This window comes from Sphingomonas sp. SKA58 (assembly GCF_000153545.1).
In the GTDB taxonomy this organism is placed as follows: domain Bacteria; phylum Pseudomonadota; class Alphaproteobacteria; order Sphingomonadales; family Sphingomonadaceae; genus Sphingobium; species Sphingobium soli.
On record NZ_CH959306.1, the window covers coordinates 1,300,527 to 1,322,818 of the forward strand.

The 22,292-nt window shown below is 61.9% G+C and carries 21 protein-coding genes, 1 tRNA gene and 2 riboswitches; of the genes, 14 read left to right on the forward strand and 8 right to left on the reverse strand.

Annotated features, from left to right (window positions below; all coding sequences use genetic code 11):
- Positions 1-50 precede the first annotated feature (50 nt).
- Genes ntrC through dusB form a run of 3 tightly spaced genes read right to left on the reverse strand, consistent with a single transcriptional unit; the run spans position 51 to position 3,627 of the window.
- Positions 51-1,499: a nitrogen regulation protein NR(I) gene (gene ntrC / locus SKA58_RS06810; RefSeq protein WP_009821653.1), complete on the reverse strand. Its 1,449-nt coding sequence runs from the start codon at positions 1,497-1,499 to the stop codon at positions 51-53.
- Positions 1,496-2,608, reverse strand: coding sequence for a two-component system sensor histidine kinase NtrB (locus SKA58_RS06815; protein WP_009821654.1), 1,113 nt, complete (start codon positions 2,606-2,608; stop codon positions 1,496-1,498). Before SKA58_RS06815 ends, ntrC begins: the two co-directional genes overlap by 4 nt.
- Positions 2,605-3,627 (reverse strand): tRNA dihydrouridine synthase DusB, encoded by a 1,023-nt coding sequence (gene dusB, locus SKA58_RS06820; RefSeq protein ID WP_037542699.1) that lies wholly within the window; start codon positions 3,625-3,627, stop codon positions 2,605-2,607. Before dusB ends, SKA58_RS06815 begins: the two co-directional genes overlap by 4 nt.
- Positions 3,628-3,745: 118 nt before the next feature.
- Here dusB and SKA58_RS06825 point away from each other — a divergent pair, with 118 nt between their 5' ends.
- Complete coding sequence (locus tag SKA58_RS06825; protein WP_037542701.1) at positions 3,746-4,912, forward strand: bifunctional 2-C-methyl-D-erythritol 4-phosphate cytidylyltransferase/2-C-methyl-D-erythritol 2,4-cyclodiphosphate synthase; 1,167 nt, start codon at positions 3,746-3,748, stop codon at positions 4,910-4,912.
- A 4-nt stretch (positions 4,913-4,916) separates the two neighbouring features.
- Entirely contained in the window at positions 4,917-5,429 is a 513-nt protein-coding gene (locus tag SKA58_RS06830) for a CinA family protein (RefSeq protein ID WP_009821657.1), read from the forward strand.
- Here the strand turns inward: SKA58_RS06830 and SKA58_RS06835 are convergent.
- Positions 5,381-5,851 (reverse strand): type II toxin-antitoxin system RatA family toxin, encoded by a 471-nt coding sequence (locus SKA58_RS06835; RefSeq protein ID WP_009821658.1) that lies wholly within the window; start codon positions 5,849-5,851, stop codon positions 5,381-5,383. The two genes, SKA58_RS06830 and SKA58_RS06835, sit on opposite strands and share 49 nt — an antisense overlap.
- Before the next feature lie 7 nt (positions 5,852-5,858).
- The gene (lipA, locus tag SKA58_RS06840; RefSeq protein ID WP_050763017.1) at positions 5,859-6,857 is read right to left on the reverse strand and encodes a lipoyl synthase; all 999 of its coding nucleotides are present in this window, start codon (positions 6,855-6,857) and stop codon (positions 5,859-5,861) included.
- 7 nt (positions 6,858-6,864) lie between these two features.
- Between lipA and SKA58_RS06845 the strand changes: the two genes are divergently transcribed.
- Genes SKA58_RS06845 through SKA58_RS06855 form a run of 3 tightly spaced genes read left to right on the forward strand, consistent with a single transcriptional unit; the run spans position 6,865 to position 8,575 of the window.
- A complete protein-coding gene (locus SKA58_RS06845; protein WP_009821661.1) occupies positions 6,865-7,506 on the forward strand; it encodes a carbonic anhydrase in 642 nt (213 codons plus the stop codon).
- A 14-nt stretch (positions 7,507-7,520) separates the two neighbouring features.
- Entirely contained in the window at positions 7,521-8,294 is a 774-nt protein-coding gene (locus tag SKA58_RS06850; protein WP_009821662.1) for an NYN domain-containing protein, read from the forward strand.
- Complete coding sequence (locus tag SKA58_RS06855) at positions 8,294-8,575, forward strand: acylphosphatase (RefSeq protein WP_009821663.1); 282 nt, start codon at positions 8,294-8,296, stop codon at positions 8,573-8,575. The genes SKA58_RS06850 and SKA58_RS06855 overlap by 1 nt, the downstream gene beginning before the upstream one ends.
- 18 nt (positions 8,576-8,593) lie before the next feature.
- Here the strand turns inward: SKA58_RS06855 and SKA58_RS06860 are convergent, their stop codons facing one another.
- Together SKA58_RS06860 and ettA are read right to left on the reverse strand one after the other, a co-directional pair.
- The gene (locus SKA58_RS06860; RefSeq protein WP_232209375.1) at positions 8,594-8,821 is read right to left on the reverse strand and encodes a hypothetical protein; all 228 of its coding nucleotides are present in this window, start codon (positions 8,819-8,821) and stop codon (positions 8,594-8,596) included.
- Between the two features lie 328 nt (positions 8,822-9,149).
- The gene (gene ettA / locus SKA58_RS06865) at positions 9,150-10,835 is read right to left on the reverse strand and encodes an energy-dependent translational throttle protein EttA (protein ID WP_009821665.1); all 1,686 of its coding nucleotides are present in this window, start codon (positions 10,833-10,835) and stop codon (positions 9,150-9,152) included.
- Positions 10,836-10,951: 116 nt separating this feature from the next.
- Here ettA and SKA58_RS06870 point away from each other — a divergent pair, with 116 nt between their 5' ends.
- From SKA58_RS06870 to cobO, 6 genes are all read left to right on the forward strand, one after another.
- Complete coding sequence (locus SKA58_RS06870) at positions 10,952-12,325, forward strand: M28 family peptidase (RefSeq protein ID WP_009821666.1); 1,374 nt, start codon at positions 10,952-10,954, stop codon at positions 12,323-12,325.
- A gap of 156 nt (positions 12,326-12,481) precedes the next feature.
- The gene (locus SKA58_RS06875) at positions 12,482-12,694 is read left to right on the forward strand and encodes a hypothetical protein (protein ID WP_009821667.1); all 213 of its coding nucleotides are present in this window, start codon (positions 12,482-12,484) and stop codon (positions 12,692-12,694) included.
- 198 nt (positions 12,695-12,892) lie between these two features.
- A tRNA-Pro gene (locus tag SKA58_RS06880) sits at positions 12,893-12,969 on the forward strand.
- Positions 12,970-13,455: 486 nt separating this feature from the next.
- Positions 13,456-15,489 (forward strand): TonB-dependent siderophore receptor, encoded by a 2,034-nt coding sequence (locus SKA58_RS06885; RefSeq protein ID WP_009821668.1) that lies wholly within the window; start codon positions 13,456-13,458, stop codon positions 15,487-15,489.
- A gap of 21 nt (positions 15,490-15,510) precedes the next feature.
- Positions 15,511-16,143, forward strand: a complete 633-nt coding sequence (locus SKA58_RS06890) for a hypothetical protein (protein ID WP_009821669.1) — start codon at positions 15,511-15,513, stop codon at positions 16,141-16,143.
- Positions 16,144-16,227: 84 nt separating this feature from the next.
- Positions 16,228-16,451: riboswitch (cobalamin riboswitch) on the forward strand.
- Positions 16,452-16,683: 232 nt separating this feature from the next.
- Complete coding sequence (cobO, locus tag SKA58_RS06895; protein ID WP_009821670.1) at positions 16,684-17,292, forward strand: cob(I)yrinic acid a,c-diamide adenosyltransferase; 609 nt, start codon at positions 16,684-16,686, stop codon at positions 17,290-17,292.
- Here cobO and SKA58_RS06900 read toward each other — a convergent pair.
- Complete coding sequence (locus SKA58_RS06900; RefSeq protein WP_232209376.1) at positions 17,289-18,155, reverse strand: ABC transporter substrate-binding protein; 867 nt, start codon at positions 18,153-18,155, stop codon at positions 17,289-17,291. The genes cobO and SKA58_RS06900 overlap by 4 nt on opposite strands.
- A gap of 41 nt (positions 18,156-18,196) precedes the next feature.
- Between SKA58_RS06900 and SKA58_RS06905 the strand changes: the two genes are divergently transcribed.
- The 3 genes from SKA58_RS06905 to SKA58_RS06915 all read left to right on the forward strand — a co-directional run bounded on the left by SKA58_RS06905 (position 18,197) and on the right by SKA58_RS06915 (position 22,291).
- Positions 18,197-19,201 carry a FecCD family ABC transporter permease gene (locus SKA58_RS06905; protein WP_009821672.1) on the forward strand — a complete coding sequence of 335 codons (1,005 nt, stop codon included), beginning with the start codon at positions 18,197-18,199 and terminating at the stop codon, positions 19,199-19,201.
- The gene (locus tag SKA58_RS06910; protein ID WP_009821673.1) at positions 19,195-19,971 is read left to right on the forward strand and encodes an ABC transporter ATP-binding protein; all 777 of its coding nucleotides are present in this window, start codon (positions 19,195-19,197) and stop codon (positions 19,969-19,971) included. Before SKA58_RS06905 ends, SKA58_RS06910 begins: the two co-directional genes overlap by 7 nt.
- 46 nt (positions 19,972-20,017) lie before the next feature.
- Positions 20,018-20,203: riboswitch (cobalamin riboswitch) on the forward strand.
- 144 nt (positions 20,204-20,347) lie between these two features.
- The gene (locus SKA58_RS06915; RefSeq protein ID WP_083784855.1) at positions 20,348-22,291 is read left to right on the forward strand and encodes a TonB-dependent receptor plug domain-containing protein; all 1,944 of its coding nucleotides are present in this window, start codon (positions 20,348-20,350) and stop codon (positions 22,289-22,291) included.
- The last annotated feature ends 1 nt before the right edge of the window (position 22,292 follow it).

Consider the following 22,292-nt stretch of genomic DNA (forward strand, 5'->3'; position numbering starts at 1 on the left):
CGCTGGTCGATTCCCCCCGTCGTTTCGTCTCGATCCGCAACCTGATCGGGTCAGTCCCCCAACCGCAGCTGCAAGGGATCAAGGCCATAATCCGTCAATTTCTTGCGCAACGTGTTGCGATTGATACCAAGCAGCCCGGCCGCCCGGATCTGGTTTCCATCAACACTCGACAACACCTCTTCCAGAAGGACCGGTTCGATCACGGCGAGCAGATCATCGTGCAAGGCGCGTTGCGGCTGGCTGATGCCGATCCCTAATTGCCGTTTGGCCCAGTCGCGGACGGCATGGATCAGATGATCGGCAGGCGCGGCATGATCCGCCGGAACATGCTCGATCGGCAGCATATGGCGCAGCATCTCGGCCGTAATGACATTTTCCCGGCTGAGCACCGACAAGCGCTGCATCATATTCTGAAGTTCACGAACATTGCCCGGCCAGTGCCAGGCCATCAGCAATTGCGCAGCGTCTTCGGCCAGAGCCTTGCGCGGCAGGCCATCCTGCGCGGCGCGTTCCAGGAAATGGCGCGCGAGCAGAATGACGTCCTCCCGCCGTTCCCGCAGGGGTGGCAGCGCGATCGGCACGACGTTCAGGCGATAGTAGAGATCCTGCCGAAAGCGGCCTTCTTCAATCAGTTGCGGAAGGTGCTTGTTAGTGGCTGCGATGATCCGAACATTCACCCGGACCGGTTTCGAGCCCCCCACTGTCGTGACTTCACCCGATTGAAGGACGCGAAGCAGGCGCGTCTGCGCCTCCATCGGCATATCTCCTATTTCGTCGAGAAAGAGCGTGCCGCCCTGCGCCTGTTCGAACTTGCCGGCAGTGCGAACCTGCGCGCCGGTAAAGGCGCCCTTTTCATAACCGAACAGTTCCGCCTCGATCAACTCACGCGGTATTGCAGCCATATTGATCGCGATGAAGGGTTTTGTGCGCCGCTGCCCCAGGCTGTGGATCGCCTCTGCAACCAGTTCCTTCCCCGTTCCCGATTCGCCCAGCACCAGGATCGAAAGGTCATTGGACAGAACGCGCGCGATCGTCCGATAGACTTCCTGCATCGCTGGTGAGCGGCCGACGAGCGGCAGTCCGTCATGGGGCAGGCCGCCATGCCCTTCCTCCGCCCCGTCGGCCGGGGCGCGAGTGCCCAGCGCGTCGGAAACGGCGCGGGTAAGTTCGTTCAGATCGAAAGGTTTGGGCAGATACTCGAACGCCCCCTTTTCGGTCGCGCGGATCGCGGTATTGAGCGTGTTCTGCGCCGAAAGGATGATGACATTCAGGTCCGGGTTGCGGTCAAGAATATCGGCCACGCCGACCAGTCCGTCGCCATCGGGCAGCATGACGTCAGTGATAAGGACATCGGGCGTAAAACTGTCGATCAAGGCGCTGCGTTCGCGAATGGACGCGGCCGTCTTCACCTTATGCCCCTGCCGCCGCAGCGCTTCGCCGACCACGACGCAAATTGCGGGATCGTCATCGACCACCAGGATCGCACCCGTCGCCCTCATGACGCCATCCCCATCGGAAGCAATATACGGAAGCTGGATTCTCCGGCTTCGGTGTCGCGCGCATATTGGACAAAGCCATTCATGTCGCGCACCAGCTTGTCGACCAGCGCCAGCCCCAGTCCCTGCCCGTCCCGCTTGCCGGTGATGAACGGGTTGAAAAGATGGTCGAGAATATGTTCCGGAACGCCAGGACCATTGTCGATGACCAGAATTTCGATGGGCAGCACGGCACTGCCCCTGCCGCCGCCCGTCACCACAGAAACGCCGTGGCGGAAAGCGGTTTCGACGCGGATGACCGGCCTGGCGACATGATCCAGTGCTTCGGCGGCATTTTTCAGCAGGTTTATCATCACCTGCACCAATGCATCGTCGTTGATGGTGGCAAATGGCAAGGACGGATCATAATGTTTTATGATCTTGATGTTTTTTGCGAACCCCGCAGCGGCGATTCCGGCGGCGCGATCAATCAGGGGATAGATGTTGCCGGGGTGGCACTCCAGGGTTCGATCGGTCGTGAAATCCTGCATCCGGTCGATCAGCGCGGCAATGCGATCCACCTCGTTGCAGATAAGTTGGGTCAACGCCGTGTCGCGCCCGTCCTGACCGGATTCCAGAAGTTGCGCCGCGCCACGAATTCCCGACAGCGGATTCTTGATTTCATGCGCCAATATGGCGGCCGCGCCCATGGCGGAGCGCGCCCCTCCGGCCGAGTTGCGACGACCGATCTTGCGCGCCTGGCTTTGCGCGTGCACCGACACAACGCGCCAGCCGTCATGATCGACGATCGGCGAAATCAGCAAGTCGACTTCCATCTCCGCAGTGCGGCCCGCATGCACCTTGATATCGTAAGCCGCAACCGCCTTGTTGCTGTGCCAGATGTCAAAGCGTGCACCTGCTTCGGCAATTCTGATGGTTCGCGACACATCACTGCCAATGATCGCCGAACGCGCCATGTTAAGCAGCGTTTCTGCGCGAACATTGGCGTCGGCAATACTATTGTCCGGCTTAACGATCAGTGTCGCGACCGGCAACGCAGTCATCTGTTCGGCCAGCGATGGTCCGTCCTGCGCGACGCGGAGCGGCGGGACCGACGTGAGGACGCTGGTCATGCGGCCTTGCGCAATTCCGCCGGATCAAGGCCGCTGGCGATCAACGGTTCATAAAAGCGCGCCAGCATGTCGAGGACGGTGTCGGCATCCGGCTCCTGGTTCACGGCATTGCGGAATTCCGCCGATCCAGTCAGCCCCTTGGTATACCAACCGATATGCTTGCGCGCCATGTTGACGCCGGTATGCCTGTCATAATGATCGAGCATCGCGCGATAATGCTCTACGATTACGTGATATTGTTCCTCAAGCGAAGGATCGGGCAGACGCGTTCCGTCCGTCAGCCACGCCATGACCTGACCGATCAGCCAGGGACGACCATAGGCGCCGCGGCCGATCATCACGCCATCCGCGCCGCTTTGCTCCAGTGCTGTGTCGGCATCCTCGATCGAACAGATATCCCCATTGACGACGACGGGCAGCTTCACCGCATCCTTCACCTTGCGCACAAAGGCCCAGTCGGCCGACCCCTTGTACATCTGGTTACGGGTGCGGCCGTGCACGGTGATCAGTTTTGCGCCCAAATCCTCGGCGATATGCGCCAGTTCGGGCGCATTGAGGCTGGCATGATCCCAGCCCATCCGCATCTTGACGGTGACGGGCACGTCGACCGCCTCTACCGTCGCCTTGATCAGCGAGGCGGCGAGCGGCAGGTCGCGCATCAGCGCGCTGCCGGCGTCGCCATTAACGACCTTCTTGACCGGGCAGCCCATGTTGATGTCGATAATGGCTGCGCCGCGATCGGCATTGAGCCTGGCGGCATCGGCCATTTCCCTGGGAGAACAGCCGGCCAGCTGCATTGACACCGGTTCTTCCAGCGGATGCCAGGCGGCCTTTTGCAGCGACTGGCGCGTTTCGCGTATCATCGCCGCCGAAGCGATCATTTCCGTCACGTTCAGGCCCGATCCATAGCGGCGCACCAGCGTCCGAAACGGCATGTCGGTGACGCCGGTCATCGGTGCCAGAACGACGGGCATGTCGATGGTCACCGGACCGATGGAAATGGGTGAAAGCCTGCGCATGATCTTCACTTCACAATGTGCCTAAAAAACAGGCAGCCTTTAGCGGAAATGGGCATCGCCGACAAGCGCTGTGCCTCTCCCCCTTCCTGATTTGAGCGGGAGCGGCTATGCGGCGGCGATGACCTCTCCCTTGAAGACCATCGCGCTGATCGTCGCCGCAGGCCAGGGCAACCGCGTTGGCGGTGACGTGCCAAAGCAATATCGCGTGGTCGCAGGCAAAACCGTGTTGGCCCACGCGCATGAGGCCCTGGCCAGCCATGACGCAATCGACGGCGTGGTCGTGGTCGTGGCCGCGGGGCAGCAGGATCTCGCGCAGGCGCTGCTTGGTGAGGATGTGCAGGTGGTGGTCGGCGCGGACAGCCGGAGGGGATCGGTACATGCGGGGCTGGAGGCGATCGCTGCGGCAGGCGGCGCGGACATCGTGTTGATCCACGATGCGGCGCGCCCCTTCCTGCCCCCGGTGGTGGTGGATCGGCTCTTGGACGCGTTGATGGACAAGGACGGGGCTATCCCCATATTGCCCGTTGCAGACACTCTGGTGCGCGGTGCGGGCGGCCTCATGGAAAATACGGTGGATCGCGCGCAATTGCATCGAGTCCAGACGCCGCAAGCCTTTCGCTTTCCAGCCATTTTAGCTGCGCATCGCACCTGGGATACGGCACATGACGCGACCGACGACGCGCAAATTCTGCGCGCCTGTGGTCATGACGTCATTCTGGTGCAAGGTGATGAAAGATTGAACAAATTGACCTACGAACAGGATTTCAGCCGCGTGCAAGCCCTGTTGGCGCCCGTTTTCGTTACCCGCGTGGGCATGGGCTATGACGTGCATCGCCTTGCAGCGGGCGAGCCCTTGTGGCTGGGCGGCGTCCTCGTCCCGCATGATCGCGGGCTGGCCGGTCACAGCGACGCGGATGTCGCGCTCCATGCGATCGTCGACGCGCTCTTGGGCGCGCTGGGGGATGGCGATATTGGCAGCCATTTTCCGCCATCCGATCCGCAATGGCGGGGGGCGTCGTCAGACCGTTTCCTTGCCCATGCCCGTGACCGGGTGAAGGCGCATCAGGGGCGGATCGACCATATCGATCTCACCATTATCTGCGAAGCGCCTAAGATCGGTCCGCACCGCGAAGCCATGCGCGCCCGTATCGCCGAGATATTGGAGGTGTCGATCGGACAGGTCAGCGTGAAGGCGACGACGACCGAGAGGCTGGGTTTTGCGGGCCGCCGTGAAGGGATCGCGGCACAGGCGGTTGCCACCCTCTCCCTGCCCGCGCTATCCTGACGCCATGCCCGATACTATCCTCCCGATCCGACTGGTCGAACTCGCCGACAAGGTCATCATCGCCAATCGTCGCGCCGGGCGCACGGTGGCGGTTGCCGAAAGCTGCACTGGTGGCCTTGTGTCCGCCGCACTGACCGAGATCGCTGGCTCCTCCGACGTCTTCGAAGCTGGATTTGTCACGTATTCCAATGATATGAAGGCGGAGCTTCTGAAGGTTTCGCATGACGTGCTGGACACATTCGGGGCCGTGTCTATCGCCACCGCCTGGGCGATGGCGCAGGGCGCGCTGAAACAAAGCCATGCCGATGTCGCTGTCGCCATCACAGGCATTGCGGGGCCAGGCGGCGGCAGCGATCAAAAGCCCGTCGGCACAGTCGTGTTCGCGCGCGCCGAGCGGGGCGCCAGCCCCGACAAGGTCGTCGCCGACATGCGGCATTTCGATAATGACGGCCGGGGCGGCGTTCGCCTTCAGGCGGCGCTGTGCGCGCTGGAATTGCTGCTGCCCGGCGAGGCGTAAAGTTCGGCAGCGCGTTCTTCGAACGCACCGATCATCTTGCGCAGCGCCTTGTCGAAAAACTGCCCGGCGAGCATTTCGAAGATGCGGTTCTTGAATTCGAACTCCACCTCGAAATCGACCAGCACACCCCCCTGCCCGTCGTCCCGGAACTGCCATTCATTGTGCAGATGCTTGAGCGGCCCGTCGAGATAATCGACTCGCACATGATCGGGTCGCTCTTTAAGGACGCGGGATGTGAAGCTTTCCTTGATGCCCTTGAAGCCGACGATCATGTCGGCGACCATTTCCCGCTCGCCATCCTGACGCACGCGGATCGCGCTCACCCAGGGCAAAAATTCGGGATAAGCCGCGACGTTCGACACCAGGTCGAACATCTGGGCAGGCGTATAGGGAAGATGACGCGTTTCGTTGTGACGGGGCATCGTGCGGTCAGGCCTTCGCCGCGGCCTTGGCAAGCCGCGCTTCGCGCGCTGCCTTCATTTCGGCAAAATCCTTGCCGGCATGATAGCTGGAGCGGGTGAGCGGGCTGGACGCGACCTGCAGGAAACCCTTGGCGCGCGCGATGCCGGCATAGGCGTTAAACGCGGCAGGCGTCACGAACTCCATCACCTTGGCATGTTTGGGCGTCGGCTGGAGATATTGGCCCATGGTCAGAAAATCGATGTCGGCCGAACGCATGTCGTCCATCACCTGATGCACCTCCAACCGCTCCTCGCCCAGCCCCAGCATGATGCCCGACTTGGTGAAGATCGACGGATCGAGCTTCTTGACCGTTTCCAGCAGGCGCAGCGACGCGTAATAGCGCGCGCCCGGCCGGATGGTTGGATAGAGGCGCGGCACGGTTTCAAGATTGTGATTGTAGACGTCGGGGCGCGCCGCAACGATCATTTCGACCGCCCGCTCATGCTTGTTGCGGAAATCGGGCGTCAGAATTTCGATGGTCGTGTTCGGCGTCGTGCGGCGCAGAGCTTCGATCACCTTGACGAATTGGCTGGCGCCGCCATCGGGCAGATCGTCGCGATCGACCGAGGTAATGACGATATGCTCCAGCCCCATTTCAGCGCAGGCATCCGCCAGATTCTGCGGCTCATTGGGGTCGACCTTGCGCGGCATGCCGGTCTTGACGTTGCAGAAGGCACAGGCGCGGGTGCACACGTCCCCCAGGATCATGACCGTCGCATGCTTTTTGGTCCAGCATTCGCCGATATTGGGACAGGCCGCTTCCTCGCAAACCGTCGCCAGCTTCTTTTCCCGCATCAACTGGCGGGTCTCATTATAGCCCTTGCTGGTCGGGGCTTTCACGCGGATCCAGTCGGGCTTGCGGGCGCGTTCGGGCTGGGCCGGCGCGGGAATGGGGGACAGCTCGTTCATGGGCACCAGATAGCGATGCCGGGTCGCTCTTGCCAGTGCAGAGTTTGTCAGGCACATCGTCGCCATGATCGACTTTGCCGAAATGCTGGCGGGCTATCGCCGCTTCCGCGAAACCGGCTGGGCGCAGCAGCGCGACCGCTGGGATGAATTGAACGAAGGGCAGAGCCCCCGGGTGATGGTGATCGCCTGTTCGGACAGCCGCGTCGATCCGGCACAGATATTCGACACCAGCCCCGGCGAAATCTTCGTTGTGCGCAATGTTGCCGCTTTGGTCCCGCCATTCGAAACGACGCCAGGCCGTCATGGTGTATCCGCCGCGCTGGAATTTGCGGTGCAGGTGCTCAAGGTCGACGAGATCCTGGTCATGGGCCATGGCAAATGCGGCGGCTGCAAGGCGGCGCTCAGCGCCGATCTGAAGGGCGCGCCTCCGGGCGAAGGCGGCTTCATTCACAATTGGATCGAGCTGCTGGACGAGGCGCGCGAGACGGTCGTTGGCCGCTATGGCGAGCGCCGCGACCGGGAGGTCGAGCGAGCGATGGAGCAGGAAGGGGTCAAGGTCAGCCTTGCCAACCTGCGCAGTTTCCCGTGCGTGCGCGAGAAGGAAAAGGCGGGCGAACTCAAACTGATCGGCAGCTTCTTCGCGATCGCCGACGGCCAGCTTCACATATTGGATGAAGCGAGCGGCGCCTTTTCGCCGGCCGCCTGACGCAGGAGACGGTTATGGCGACGCGACAGGAAGGGCGCGGTAACATTGCGCTGCTGATCGATTCCGACAATGCTTCGGCGGCGCATTTCGATTCGGTGATGACGGTTCTGGCAGAACTGGGAACGGTGAATATCCGCCGGGCCTATGGCAATTGGAGCAAGACGACCCTGAAAGCCTGGGCCGCTCTTTCAATTACCCAGGCGATCGAGCCGCAGCAGCAGTTCGACCTGACCAAAGGCAAGAATGCCACGGACATGAAAATGACCATCGATGCCATGGACTTGCTGGCCAGCGGCCGTGTCGATGGTTTCGGCCTTATGTCCAGTGATAGCGATTTCACGCCCTTGGTGACGCGCATCCGACAGGACGGCATCCCCGTTTACGGCTTTGGCAATGCCAATACGCCCGAGGGATTTCGTCGCGCCTGCACCCGCTTCATCGACGTTGCCGCGCTGGAACCGGCCGAGGTTCCTGCTTCCAAGCCTGCACGGAAGGCGGAAACCAGACCGGCTGCGGCGAAATCAAAAGCTGCGACCGAATCGGAACCGAAGGCCAAACCGATCGATGAGGAAGTCGTCAAACTGCTGATCGACGCTTATGACGCCGTCAAGCGCGACGAACATGGCTTTGCGGCGTTGGGCAGCGTAGGACAGCTGGCGGGCAATCGGTCGAGTTTCGATACACGCAACTATGGGTATAAGCGCCTGTCCGACCTGATCCGCGACGTTCCCAATTTCACGGTCGAGGTGCGCGAAGGCGGCCAGACCTGGATCAAGCGCGTCCATTAATGACCCGGGTCGCGCGCCGCCTGACGATCACAGGCCGGGTTCAAGGCGTCTGGTATCGCGCATGGACGGTGGAAACGGCGCAAGGCCTTGGCCTTTGCGGGTGGGTGCGCAATCGCACCGATGGCAGTGTCGAGGCTCTGATCGAGGGCGATGAGAATGCCGTCGCGCAATTTGTCCGATTGGCGCATGATGGACCGCCCGCCGCGCGGGTCGATCGGGTTGATGCCCAGCCGGCCGCTGTTAGTGGACATCAGGATTTTTTGAAGCGATCCACGGCCTGAGCAAATCCCGGGCTCGCGTCAGGCGGAATGCGCGAGCACCTGCACGGCTTTCGCGCGAATGTCACGGTAGCCCGCCTCGCCTGTCGCGGGGTCTACCAGCATCTGCAATACCGCTTCGAGGCTGACGATCCGCGCATTGAGCGCCGCGACCTGGGCGTCATTCTGCGATCGGGTCGAAACGTCATGGTCTTTAGCAAGCCGCTCGACCGTATCCCAAACCTCAAAGAGCGAATCTTCGGTCGGCATTGCACCGTCGACAGCATCGGGAGGATCGTAAGGATATGTCATAACTACCGCTGTAGCTACCTAATACGGCTGTTGTATGAAAGCCTTTAGCTCAATGGCTTATCGATTTTTTGGTGCGGTTCGGCTTGCTTGCAGGACGCCCCTCTCATCCCTGCTTCGCCACCTTGCGTGCCGCAAAAAAAAGGGCCGGTCGAATGACCAGCCCGAAAGTTTTTAGGAGAGGATGCCTGAAAGGCACCTTTGGATATGGAATGGTAGCGCGACCATCGCAAGTGCGAAAGGCACCCGAGCGATTGCAAAAACTGCAATCGCCCCGAGGTCATTCAGATCAGCGCGTCAGCTTCTTATAGGCCAGGCGGGTCGGCCGATCGGCAGCGTCGCCCAAGCGACGGCGCTTATCCTCTTCATACGCCTCGAAATTACCCTCGAACCATTCGACATGGCTGTCGCCTTCAAACGCGAGAATATGGGTGGCGAGGCGATCAAGAAAGAAGCGGTCATGGCTGATGACCACGGCGCAACCAGCGAAATTCTCGATCGCTTCTTCCAGCGCCGCGAGCGTTTCGACGTCAAGATCGTTGGTCGGTTCGTCGAGCAGCAGGACATTGCCGCCCTTCTTGAGCATCTTGGCGATGTGGACGCGGTTGCGTTCACCACCCGACAGCTTGCCGACATTCTTCTGCTGGTCCTGTCCCTTGAAATTGAACGCGCCGACATAAGCGCGGGTCGACATATCGTGGCCGTTGACCTTCACATAATCGAGGCCGTCGGACACTTCCTCCCAGACATTCTTGCTGGCATCCAGATGGTCGCGGCTCTGATCGACATAGCCCAGGCGCACGGTCGAGCCGACGTCAATTTCCCCCGAATCCGGCTGCTCCTGACCCGTGATGAGTTTGAACAATGTCGATTTGCCCGCACCGTTCGGGCCGATCACGCCGACGATGCCGCCGGGGGGCAGCATGAAGGACAGGTCTTCAAACAGCAGCTTGTCACCATAGGCTTTGGAAATCCCCTTGGCCTCGATCACCTTGCCGCCCAGACGTTCAGGCACCTGGATAACGATCTGCGCCTTGCCGGGCGCGCGATTTTCCTGGGAGGCGACGAGCTGCTCGAACTTGGCGATACGAGCCTTGGACTTGGTCTGGCGGCCCTTCGGCCCCTGCCGGATCCATTCCAGCTCGTCGTTAATGGCTTTCTGGCGGCCGGTTGCCTCGCGGTCTTCCTGCTCCAGACGCTTGGCCTTCTTCTCCAGATAGGTGGAGTAGTTGCCTTCGTAAGGGAAATATTTTCCGCGATCGAGTTCCAGGATCCAGCCCACGACATTGTCGAGGAAATAGCGGTCGTGGGTGATCATCAGCACCGCGCCGGCATATTCCTTGAGGTGATTTTCCAGCCAGGTGACGCTTTCGGCATCCAGGTGGTTGGTCGGTTCGTCGAGCAGCAGGATGTCCGGCTTCTGGATCAACAGACGGGTGAGCGCGATGCGGCGCTTTTCACCGCCGGAAAGGCTTTCGACGCCCCAATCGGACGGCGGGCAGCGGAGCGCTTCCATCGCGATTTCCAGCTGGTTGTCCAGCGTCCACCCATCGGCGGCGTCGATCTGTTCCTGCAAGGTGCCCATTTCTTCCATGAGCGCATCGAAATCCGCGTCCTCCGGCGGATCGGCCATGATCATGCTGATCTCGTTGAAGCGATCCAGCTTGTCCGCCATTTCGCGCGCGCCGTCCTTCACATTTTCAAGGACAGTCTTGTTCGGGTCGAGTTGCGGCTCCTGCGGCAGATAGCCGACGGTGATATTTTCACCCGGCCAGGCCTCGCCCGAAAAATCGGTGTCGATGCCGGCCATGATCTTCATCAGGGTCGATTTGCCCGCGCCGTTGGGGCCGACGATGCCGATTTTGGCGCCGCGATAAAATTGCAGGTTGATCTGATTGAGGACCGGCTTCGCCGCGCCGGGGAAGCTCTTGGTCATGCTCTTCATGACATAGGCATATTGCGATGAGGCGGACATGGGTGCGCGCTGCTCCGAAAGTCTAAGGTAGAAAAAAGCGGATTGGAAAATTTGCGCCGGGTTAGCGGACGCGGAACATATTGGCAAATAGGGGAAGGCCCGTTACCCCTCCACCCATGCAGAAAATCCGATCGGGCACGCTGGCCGCCCTGCTCCTTGGCAGCATTTTCACCCCTTCCCTGTCTCTCGCCGCGCCTGCGGACAATGACGTGATTCGGGAGGCGGCGCTGAAGGACGATGTGGCGTGGGACTTCACTGAAGGGCTGACGACCGAAGTCGGCCCCCGCCCGGCCGGCACACCGCAGGAAGCGCGTGCGCGCGACTGGGCGGTGGCAAAGCTCAAGGCATTGGGCTTTTCCAATGTCCGCGCCGAACCCTACACCATGCCTGTCTGGGTTCGCGGACAGGACGAGGCGCGCATCCTGTCGCCCTTCCCGCAAAATCTGGTGCTTGCAGCGCTGGGGAACAGCGGATCCACGTCGGACAAGGGTATCGAGGGCGAGATCATTTACTTCCCCAGTATCGATGCACTGGAAGCGGCGTCGGCCGCTAGCCTGAAGGGCAAGATTGCCTTTGTCGACCATGGGATGGGGGCCACGCAGGATGGTTCTTCCTATGGCTATTATGGCGCCGCGCGTCGCCAGGGCCCCAGCATCGCGTCCAAAAAGGGCGCGATCGCCATCCTGATCCGATCGATCGGCACCGATCATCATCGCGTGCCGCATACCGGGGTACAGATGTGGGCGGACGGAGCCACGCCGATCCCGGCCGCCGCCTTGTCCGTGCCGGACGCCGAGCAACTGGTGCGGGTGGTGGAGCGGGGCCAGCCGGTGAAGGTTCACCTGACGCTCACGTCGAAAATGTTGAAGGATCAGCCGTCGGGTAACGTCGTCGCCGAAATTCCCGGCAGCGATCCGGCTGCGGGCGTGGTGGTGGCGGCCTGTCACCTCGACAGCTGGGATAAGGGCACGGGCGCGATCGATGATGCGACCGGCTGTGGCATTGCGGCCGCCTCCGCCCTTCAAGTGGCCAAAGCCGGCCAGCCTCGGCGGACCATTCGCGTGTTGATGGCAGGCGCCGAGGAAGTTGGCGGTGACGGCGCTCGCGCCTATTTCAAGGCCCACGGAACCGAGCGTCACGCCTTGGCAATGGAATCGGACTTTGGCGCCGATCGCGTCTGGCGCGTCGATTTCAAGCTGCCGCAGGGGCATGATGACCTGGCCAAGCGGATTGCCATGGCGCTTGCCCCATTGGGTATTGGCGCCGGGCGGCAGGAGGCAGGTGGTGGCGCCGACATTGCGCCGCTGGTGAAGGCGGGCGTTCCGGTCATCGACCTGCAGCAGGACGGCACACGCTATTTCGACCTGCACCATACGCCTGACGATACGCTCGACAAGGTGGACGTCGCCCAGTTGCGACAGAATGTCGCAGCGTGGGCAGTGACGTTGAACCTGGTCGCCAATGCGGCAGAAAGCATGAGCGCTAACTGAACTTTTATAGTAGACAACACCCCGTCGTGTGATTCTGCCACTTCACCGACTTAGAAAAGCATTGATTTGTGCAGCGCACACGTTAATGCGGGTCGCTCGCGTAGGGTCACTCTGTAACGTGCCAGACGCGGCATAATGCTATGGGAGCCGTACACAATGAAGAAGATCGCTGTTGTTTTCGCTTCGGCCAGCCTGATGGCCCTCGCCGCTTGCGGTGAGAAGCCGGCCAACGAGACCGCGAACGCTTCGAACGCTGTCGTCGAAAACGTTGTCGAGAACGCCATGAACGCTTCGGACAATGCGATGGACGCCGCGAATGTCGCCGACAACGCCGCGATGAACGCGATGAACGCTTCGAACGCGATGTAATCTTCGCATTAGCGAGATTTCAGAAAGGGCGGGTCCTTCGGGGCCCGCCCTTTTTCATGGCGTGATCCGGGCGTCGGGCGCGAAGCCGTGCCCTCACAAATGTCGTCAAAGACATTCCAGTGAATTTTTCCCAACTGATGATCTTTCATAGAAGATCGATTGACGGACCGCTCGTTTCCCGGCTAGGGGCCACGCAGTCGGGGAGTGGCGCAGTCCGGTAGCGCGCCTGCTTTGGGAGCAGGATGTCGCAGGTTCGAATCCTGTCTCCCCGACCACTCACAGACACGCTGGTACGTCCGTTGTGCAGCCCAATGTCAGTCCCGATTGTGGCGAACAGTCTTTGGTGCCGCGCCTAGTCAGCGCTGCGGCACAGAATCCACCCTCCATAACGGGCCACCGCCTGCCGGCCTCGAAGGGATAGCGGACGCGATTCTGCCGTCCCAGCGGGATCGTGAATGCGTGGGCTTTCCAACCGGAACGCCAAAGTCACTGTTTTCCGAATGTGCGCGGCTTTGGCGTCCTCCAGCCTGCCGAAGGGCGGCATCTGCTAGACTCTTGCGATACAGGCGAAGAACGGGTCCGCCGGAATGACCGGCAGGAGGAAGCCTCGGGCTGCGTTGCAACGGCCATATTTTCATGGCTGCCCGACGATCCAGCCGTCCCTGCTATTGCAACATAGTCTCAATAGCTATACTTGACCCCTAGAGATTAAAGGGGACATCATGAATTTCATTCGTTTTTCGGCACTATCCTCCGTGGCGATGGTGGCGGTAGCGACACCTGTCGGAAGCTACGCACAGACGCCGGACGATAGTAGCGTGGACGGCGACACGATCATGGTCACCGCCACCCAATATGCTGGCACCAAGACGGACACACCGATCATTGAAACGCCGCAGCCCATCACCGTCATCGACGCGGACCGCTATTTGTCGCAGGGCGCGATCAGTATCAGCGATACCGTAAAATATGCCGCCGGTGTGCTCGCCAATCCCTATGGCCGGGACACGCGGGTTGATGGCTTCACCATTCGAGGCCTGGATGCCCTGCAGTTTCGCGACGGCATGCGGGACATCTTCTCTTATTATGCGTCGATCACGTCGGACCCCTATAATTTCTCCCGCGTCGAAATTTTGCGCGGTCCCGCTTCGGTCCTGTTCGGGCAGGGTTCGATTGGCGGCCTGGTGAACCTTGTGACGAAGACGCCGAATTTCACCACAGGCGGCGAAATAAACCTCGTCTACGGCAGCTATGATCGCAAGGAAGCGCTGGGCGACGTCAACTTCGCGATCGCCGACAACCTGGCTGTCCGGTTTGTCGGGCGGGCGCGCGACTCCAACACGTTCATCGATCATGTTCCCGACGACCGCGTCATGGTCGCGCCGTCGATCCGCTGGCAACCCACGCCGGACACCGACATCATTCTGACCGGCCTGTATCAGGAGGATGATACCGGATCGACGTCGCAATTCCTGCCGATCGTCGGGACATTCCTGCCCAATCGCGTGGCGGGCGCGCAACTGGATCGCGACACATTTGTCGGGAAGGCGGGCTGGGACCGCTATGCCGGTCGTTCCTTGCAGGGCGCGGCCTTCGTCACCCATGACTTCTCGGATCAGGTGAAACTCAGCCTCAAGGCGCGCTATATCGACAGCGACCTGGAATATAACACCCATTATGCCGACAGCTATTCCAATCCCCAGGACCCCTTCTCCGTTTATGGCACTGACGGGCGGACGATCGGGCTGACCGCCGATGCCAGCGATGCGCGGATGAATGTCTTTTCCACCGACAACAATCTGCTCTTTACGTTCAACACTGGCGCCAATCTTGAGCATAAACTGCTGGTCGGCATCGACTATAGCTGGAACAAGGTGGCAAAGCGCTATGCCGGCGGGACCGAGATCGTCGACCTGTACGACATCGATTATGCCGCCTTGAAAACCTACGATCCGACTGGCCCCTTTTTGGCCGACAGCCAGAAGCAGCTGGGTATCTATGTTCAGGACCAGATGCGCTTTTTCGATCGCGTTTCGATCGTGCTGGGCGCCCGGCGGGATCGGGTAACAGGGTCATCCGGGCAGAAGGACAATGCTACCACCTTTCGCGCCGGCATCATCGGCGAAATTGGGGCCGGCTTCTCCCCTTTCTTCAGCTATACCGAGAGCTTCCTGCCGGTCGCGGGCCGTATCGACAATGGCGACGGCACCTTTGGCGATCCCTATCGCCCGCAGACCGGTAGCCAATATGAGGCCGGCATCAAATGGCAGCCTGCGCCGGGGACGCTCGTCACGGCGACGGCGTTCAAGATCAAGGAGCGCAACCGTGTGCTCTACCTCGCCGCTGGCGGCACCGCGCAATCCGGGGAACTCAACACCAAAGGGTTCGAAGTCGAGGCCAGTCACACCCTGCCGGGCGATTTCGAGTTGCTGGCCAATTATGGTTATACGAAGCTCAAGTCGGAAACGAACACCAATCTCGATTATATGCCGCGCCACACCGCATCATTTTGGACGACCAAGACCTTTGGCTTGCCGGACGAAGCCCAGCTCCGGCTGGGCGGCGGCGTCGTCCACAGCGGCAAGAGCGTATCGACCAGCGCGATCTGGTCCATTGTCACGCCATCGCGGACGACTGTCGACGCCCTGGCGGAAATCAACTGGAACAGCTGGCGCTTCGCCGTCAACGCGACAAATTTGCTGAACAACCATTATTACGCGTCCTGCCTGGCGCGCGGCGACTGTTTCATCGGCGCGCCGCGTAATGTGATGGGCACGGTCGGATTCCGCTTCTGACGAATGATGAGGAGAGAGACGATGAAAGCATGGCCGTTCGCGCTGTTGGCGCTGATGACCCTGCCGGTGAGCGCGCAGGCACATGAAATCTGGGTAGAGCGGGATGGCAATGGCCCTGCCCGCATCTATCTCGGCGAACCGGCCGAGGCCCTGCCCGAAGGCGGCGATCCGGAGTTCGAGAAGCTCAAGGCGCCCAAGCTGATCGGCGCAGCCAATGCGGCTCAGGTCCGCAAGGCCGGCTATGTCGAGGTCGCCGCGCCAGCGGGCGATGTCCGCGTTACCGACGACAGCGTGTTCGAACCCTGGGGCGAGGAGGGCAAGAAGCAAGGCGTGATCTATTATGCGCGTGCGGGCCGATCGGACACGAAGGCGGTGCTGCCGCTGGAAATCGTCCCGACGGCTGCGGGCGCGAATAGCTTTACGCTGATGCGTGAGGGTAAACCGGTCCCTGCCGCCAAGCTGCTGGCAATTTCGCCCGACAAATGGTCGAAGAGCTTCATGACGGACGGCCAAGGCCGGGTATCCCTGCCCATTTCCCTCAAGGGTCGCTATATCCTGAGCGCTACCCAGGAAGAAACGGGCGACTTGAAGCTGCGCGGCGCGCCGGTGTCCACGATCTACCATATGACGACCACCAGCTTCGTCCACGACTGATAGCGAAACAGCGGCGCGGCCTTGCGCCCGATTGCCAAGGTCGCGCCGTCCGCGCTATGGCGCGGGCGCGGACTCGCAAGATGTCCGTTAAAGATCGCGCTGGTGCCCGTCATGGGCTTAATAGGGAATATGGTGCGGCCGCGCCTTGGAGTGGCCAACGCCATGGCTGTCCCTGCAACTGTAAGCAGTGAGCGCGTCGCACGGGTTCCGGCCATCGCCGGAACGGCCACTGGACATATGCGTCCGGGAAGGCGTGCGACGGGCGATGACCTGCGAGCCAGGAGACCTGCCGGCGTGGGTCGCTCTTGCCCTTGGTCCAGGGAATGACCGGGGCGCGGAATGTCCGGCGAGCGACGACCAGGCGGCAGGGGTCGCCACGGCAGGCTGGTCGCCGGGCGTCCTGACGCGGACGCCCGGCCCGCCCAACGGTCGATCGCGCCGCGTATCGACAGATCCCTTGCCTTCGTTGCACATGCGTCGAGGACATGGGGATATGAGGTCGATCATCAGAATTTGCTCAGCCATGACAGGCTCGGTTCAGTGAAAGCGCGCACCGACGCAGAGCATCAGGAGAAGATGCGCAAGCTCAAGGTCGCTCAGGACAAGAAGATCGCGTCCAAGACGGTCGAAAAGGGCTTGGTCATTGTCCATACCGGCACTGGCAAGGGCAAGACCTCCGCTGCGCTCGGCATGGTGGTCCGCGCCATCGGCCATGGCATGAAGGTCGGTGTCATCCAGTTCGTGAAGGGGGCGATGCAGACCGGCGAAAAGGCGGTATTCGATCGCTTTCCCGATCTCGTCGAATTCAGGCCGATGGGTGAAGGCTTTACCTGGGACACGCAGGACCGCAGCCGTGACATCGCGGTTGCGCGCGCTGCTTGGGATGAAGTGAAGCGGATGATCGCCGATCCATCCTATCAGATGGTTGTCGCCGACGAACTCAACATCGTGCTGCGATACGACTATCTCCCTCTTGACGAGGTTCTGGCCGCACTGGAGGACAAGCCTGAGATGACGCATGTCATCATCACCGGCCGCAACGCGCCTCAGACCCTGATCGACGCGGCGGACCTCGTCACCGACATGACGCAGGTCAAACACCCTTTCCGCGAACAGAATGTAAAAGCGCAGCGAGGCATTGAATTTTAATGATGCTGCGCGTCGAACCGGGCGATTTGCGCCGACATGCTATGCGCGGCACGGACATAGGCGGCGCTACCGCACACTGTCCAGGCCTGTGGAATGCTGATGCGGGGAATGTCCCGCAGCGCCGGGTGATGCAGCATTTCGCTGCCCTGATCCGTCACCTTATCCGTCGCGCTTTCGACAATCAGGAAATCGGGGCGGGCCGCCACCATCTCTTCCAGGCTGACCTGCGCAAGTGCCGGCTTGCCCAGTTTCGCCGCCAGATTGGTGAGGCCCATCCGTTCCATCAGGTCGTCAACCAGCGTGCCGGTGCCCGTCATATAACCTCGTCGCTGATAATAGGCGGCAATCCGCCCGCGCCCCGTTTTCTTCAAGCTGGCCAGATCGCGTTGCATGGCCGCGATCATACGCCTTCCGCGTTCCGGATGGCCGACGGCCGTGGCGGTTTCCCCGATTGCGTCGTAAATATCAGCCAGCCGGTCCGCACTTTTAAGGTTCAGCGTCCGATAATCATGCCCCTTGAGCGCCGCCAGCGCCATGCTGCGGCTGGCGGGCATGCCCACGACCAGATCGGGATCGATCGCCAATATATGCTCGGCCGAACTGCTGAGCAGCGGCAGGCCTTGCGCCCGGGTCGCCTCGGCCGACATTTCCCGGTCGGCGGCATTGCGGGTCAGGCCGGCGATCTGGTTCCGGTCCGCCAGCGCCAGCACAAGCTGATCGGCGCACAGATTCACCGACACGATCCGCTTGGGCGCATGGCCGGCCGATCGGCCGGCGACGGCGTTCGACGCCCAAATGGCGGAGCCAGCGGCGGTCGCGAGCAGGCAGAGGACGGAAACCGGAATAAGAGCCTTGTGCATCATGCCAAGTGCCATAGTCGTCACATCACGGCCGGCCAATGGTAATGATGATCCATAATCTACGGGGCCGCATGCTCCTGCTGGGCGGGCTGACCCTGTTGATGGCCGGTGCGGCCTTCGGGTCCCTGTTGCTGGGCGCTGTCCCGCTGTCGCTGCACCGCATCCTCGCGGCACTGGCCGGACAAGGCGATAGCGTCACCCGCACGATCCTGTTCGACCTGCGCATCCCGCGCACGCTGCTGGGCCTAGCGGTCGGCGCGATGCTGGGCCTCTCGGGCGCTTCGCTCCAGGGCTTCCTCCGCAACCCGCTGGCTGAACCATCGGTGCTGGGCACGTCGAGCGCGGCGGCCCTGGGGGCGGTCGGCGCGCTGTATTTCGGTTTCGCACAGCTTCACGCGCTGATGCTGCCGGCAATGGCGATCGGCTCCGCCTGTCTCTCGCTGATCCTGCTCTTCTTTCTGGCGGGGCGGTCGGAAAGTTCGCTGACCCTCATCCTGGCAGGGATAGCCGTCGCCACCCTGGCGCAGGCGGGCATCAGCCTGGCGCTTAACCTGTCCCCCAATCCCTTCGCCGCCATGGAGATCATGACCTGGTTGCTCGGCAGCCTGGAGAACCGGTCCTTCGACCATCTCTGGATCGCCCTGCCTTGCATCGCCATCGGCATTGCCCTGCTGATATGGGATGGGCGCGCACTCGATGCGCTGACGTTGGGCGAAGACGGCGCCATTGCGCTGGGGGTCGACCTTCGCCGCACACGCCTGCGGCTGATGCTGGGCACCGCCATCGGCGTGGGTGGCGCGGTGGCGGTATCGGGAACGATCGGCTTCATCGGCCTTATCGTCCCGCACCTCATAAGGCCGCTGACCGATCGCAGCCCTTCGGCTATCCTGCTGCCCTCGGCATTGGGAGGGGCGGCATTGCTGACCCTGTCCGACATCGCCGTGCGCCTGATCCCGACGACCAGCGAATTGAAGCTGGGCGTCGTCACGGCGTTCCTGGGCATCCCCATCTTTCTTCTCCACCTTTTGCGGGAGCGGCGGCTATGGTGATGCTCACGCTGAGAGGCGTCGGCGTGACGCTTGGCCGTCGCACGGTGCTGCGGGATATCGACGCCTCCCTGACAGCTGGAATGCTGGTCGGCGTCGTCGGCCCCAACGGCGCCGGCAAATCGACACTGGCGCGCGCGATCATGGCGCTGGTCCCCTCCCGCGGAGAAATCGCGCTGGACGGCCGGACGGTGAGCACGCTTCGGCGGCCGGACCTCGCCAGGCAGATCGCCTATCTGCCGCAGGGACAGACATTGCATTGGCCCCTTACCGTCGAACGGCTGGTGGGCCTTGGCCGGCTGCCGCATCTCGGTCCCATGTCGCGCCTTGGCGATGCGGACGCCGCCGCGATCGAGACCGCGATGCGCCGTGCCGATGTTGCCGACCTTCGGCACCGCATCGCCACGCAATTGTCCGGGGGGGAGCGCGCCCGGGTGATGCTGGCGCGTGCGCTCGCCGTCGAAGCCCCGGCCCTGATCGCGGATGAACCGCTAGCCAGCCTTGATCCGGGGCACCAGATCGACGTCATGGACCTGCTGCGCGATCAGGCCCGTCAGGGGGCTTTGGTCATCGCGGTGCTGCACGACCTCACCATGGCGGCGCGCTATTGTGATCGGCTGATCCTGATCGATGAGGGACGTCTGATCGCTGACGGCAGTCCTCAGCAGGTGCTGACGCCGGATCACCTGGCCATGGTCTATGGCATAGACGCGCGGGTGGACATGGAAGGCGCCTGGCCCAGCATCATCCCCATGGGCCGGCGTCACCTGTAGAATTTTGCTCTCGCGAAACGATTGACGGCTTGCCACCATCCGATGTAACGGCCGCGCTGCGACAGGTTCCCCGGCGACGGGGATGAAAATGGGAACGGATAACATCCGGCTGCCCCTGCAACTGTATGCGGTGAGTCATCGGCCATATGCCATTGGAAGCGCAGCTTCCGAGAAGGCGACCGACCGGCGTTGACCCGCAAGCCAGGAGACCTGCCCGTCGCCGTCGTCTTTCGCGCGGACAGGGTGAGCCGGGCGGACGGGGGTAAACCCGCATGACGACAGGAAGCGTCGCGCTTTGCGCGGGCGATGTCGTTTGTCCTTTTTGCAAGGGACGGCATGGCCCGCATGCGCGCGGCTCGTGTCAAAGGGGGTTACCATGCAGAGCCTGTTGCTCAAGAATTCCGTTGCTTTCGTCGCATTGTCCATCGCCTTTCCAGCTCTGGCGCAGGCGCCTGAGGAAATGTTTGACGATAGTGGTATCGTCGTCACCGCCACCCGGACGCCCACGCCACTTGATCGGGTGTCCGCTTCAATCACGGTGCTCGACAAGGCCACGATTGACCGGGCGCAGGATATCGGCGCTACCGAATTGCTGTTGCGCACGCCCGGCATCAGCATGTCGCGCAATGGTGGCTATGGCACCGCCACCTCGCTGCGCATTCGCGGCGCGGAATCCGAACAGACCGTCGTTGTCATCGATGGGGTGAAGCTCAATGATCCGTCCTCGACCGGCGGCGGCTATAATTTCGCCAATCTGCTGATCGGCGATGCGCAGCGGATCGAGGTCCTGCGCGGCCCGCAATCGACGCTTTGGGGCAGCCAGGCGATCGGCGGCGTGGTCAACATCGTCACCGCCAGTCCACAGGCCCCGATCGAGGGCAGCTTCGACATCGAAGCGGGATCGCGCGATACCGTCAGCGCCCGCGCCGCACTGGGCGGCGTGTCCGGTCCGCTCAGCTGGCGGATCGGTGGCCAGTCCTTCACCACCGAAGGTATCTCGGCTATCGCGCCGGCCTTTGGCGGCGGCGAGCGGGATGGCTACACCAACCGCAATGTCGCCGGTCGGGCGGAACTGGTGCTGGGCGCCAACGCCAGCATAGACCTGCGCGGCTATTATTCGACAGGCCGGGTGGAGATTGACGGGTTCAGCGGCGACGCGCCCGATTACAGCCATAATCGCGAGTTTGTCGGCTATGCCGGCCTCAATTTCGCTCTGCTTGACGGGCGGCTGCGCAACCGCATTGCCTATAATTATACCGACACTGATCGCGACAGCTACAGCCCGGAACTTGAACGGCCCCTGAGCTTCGAGGCGGCCGGCAAGAACCGCCGGTTCGAATATCAGGGCATCTTCGACCTGTCCGATCGCATCTCCGCCACCTTCGGCGTGGAAAATGAGCGGTCGCGCTTCAAAAGCCGGTCGCCGTCCGGCTCCCTGGCCGATCCGCTCCCCGACTTTGTCACGGGCAAGGCGGAAATAACCAGCGTCTATGGCCAACTGACCGTCCGCCCGCTCGATGGCCTCACCATCAATGGCGGCGTGCGCCATGACGATCATAATCGCTATGGCGGACGCACGCTTTTTTCGGCGGGCGGCATCTGGACCCTGCCCGGCGGGACAACGCTGCGCGCCAGCTATGGTGAAGGGTTCAAGGCCCCGTCCCTCTACCAGCTGTTCAGCGAATATGGGAATGTGAACCTCGACCCTGAACGTGCTCATGGTTGGGAAGCGGGCGCGCAGCAGGCGTTCTTCGGGGACATGCTGATGATTGGCGCGACCTATTTCGAGCGGACCACGACCGGGCAGATCATCTATAATGGCTGCGACGTCGGCACCACCGATCCGCTTTGTGTCGTGCCCGGCACCGACACGCCGCGCTGGGGCTATTATCTGAACGTGGCGCGTGCAGAAGCGCATGGCGTCGAAGCGGATACGGCGTTTCGCCTCGGCGGATTGACGCTGGATGGCAATTATAGTTGGACCGTGGCGGAGGATCGCTCCGCCGGCACCGCCAATGAAGGCAACTGGCTGCCTCGTCGCCCGCGCCATCTGGCCAATGCGTCCCTATCCTATGACTTCGCCTTTGGTCTGACGCTGGGCTCTGCGGTGCGCTGGGCGGGCAAAAGCTATGACAACGCCTCCAACGCTACGCGGCTCGACGATTATACGCTGGTCGACCTGCGGGCGGAATATCGGCTGAGCGACAGCCTCCGGCTGTTCGCGCGGGCGGAGAATGTCTTCGACGAACAGTATATGACGGCGTATCGCTACGGCACTCTGGGCCGCAGCATCTATGCCGGGATCAGAGGTCGTTTCTGAC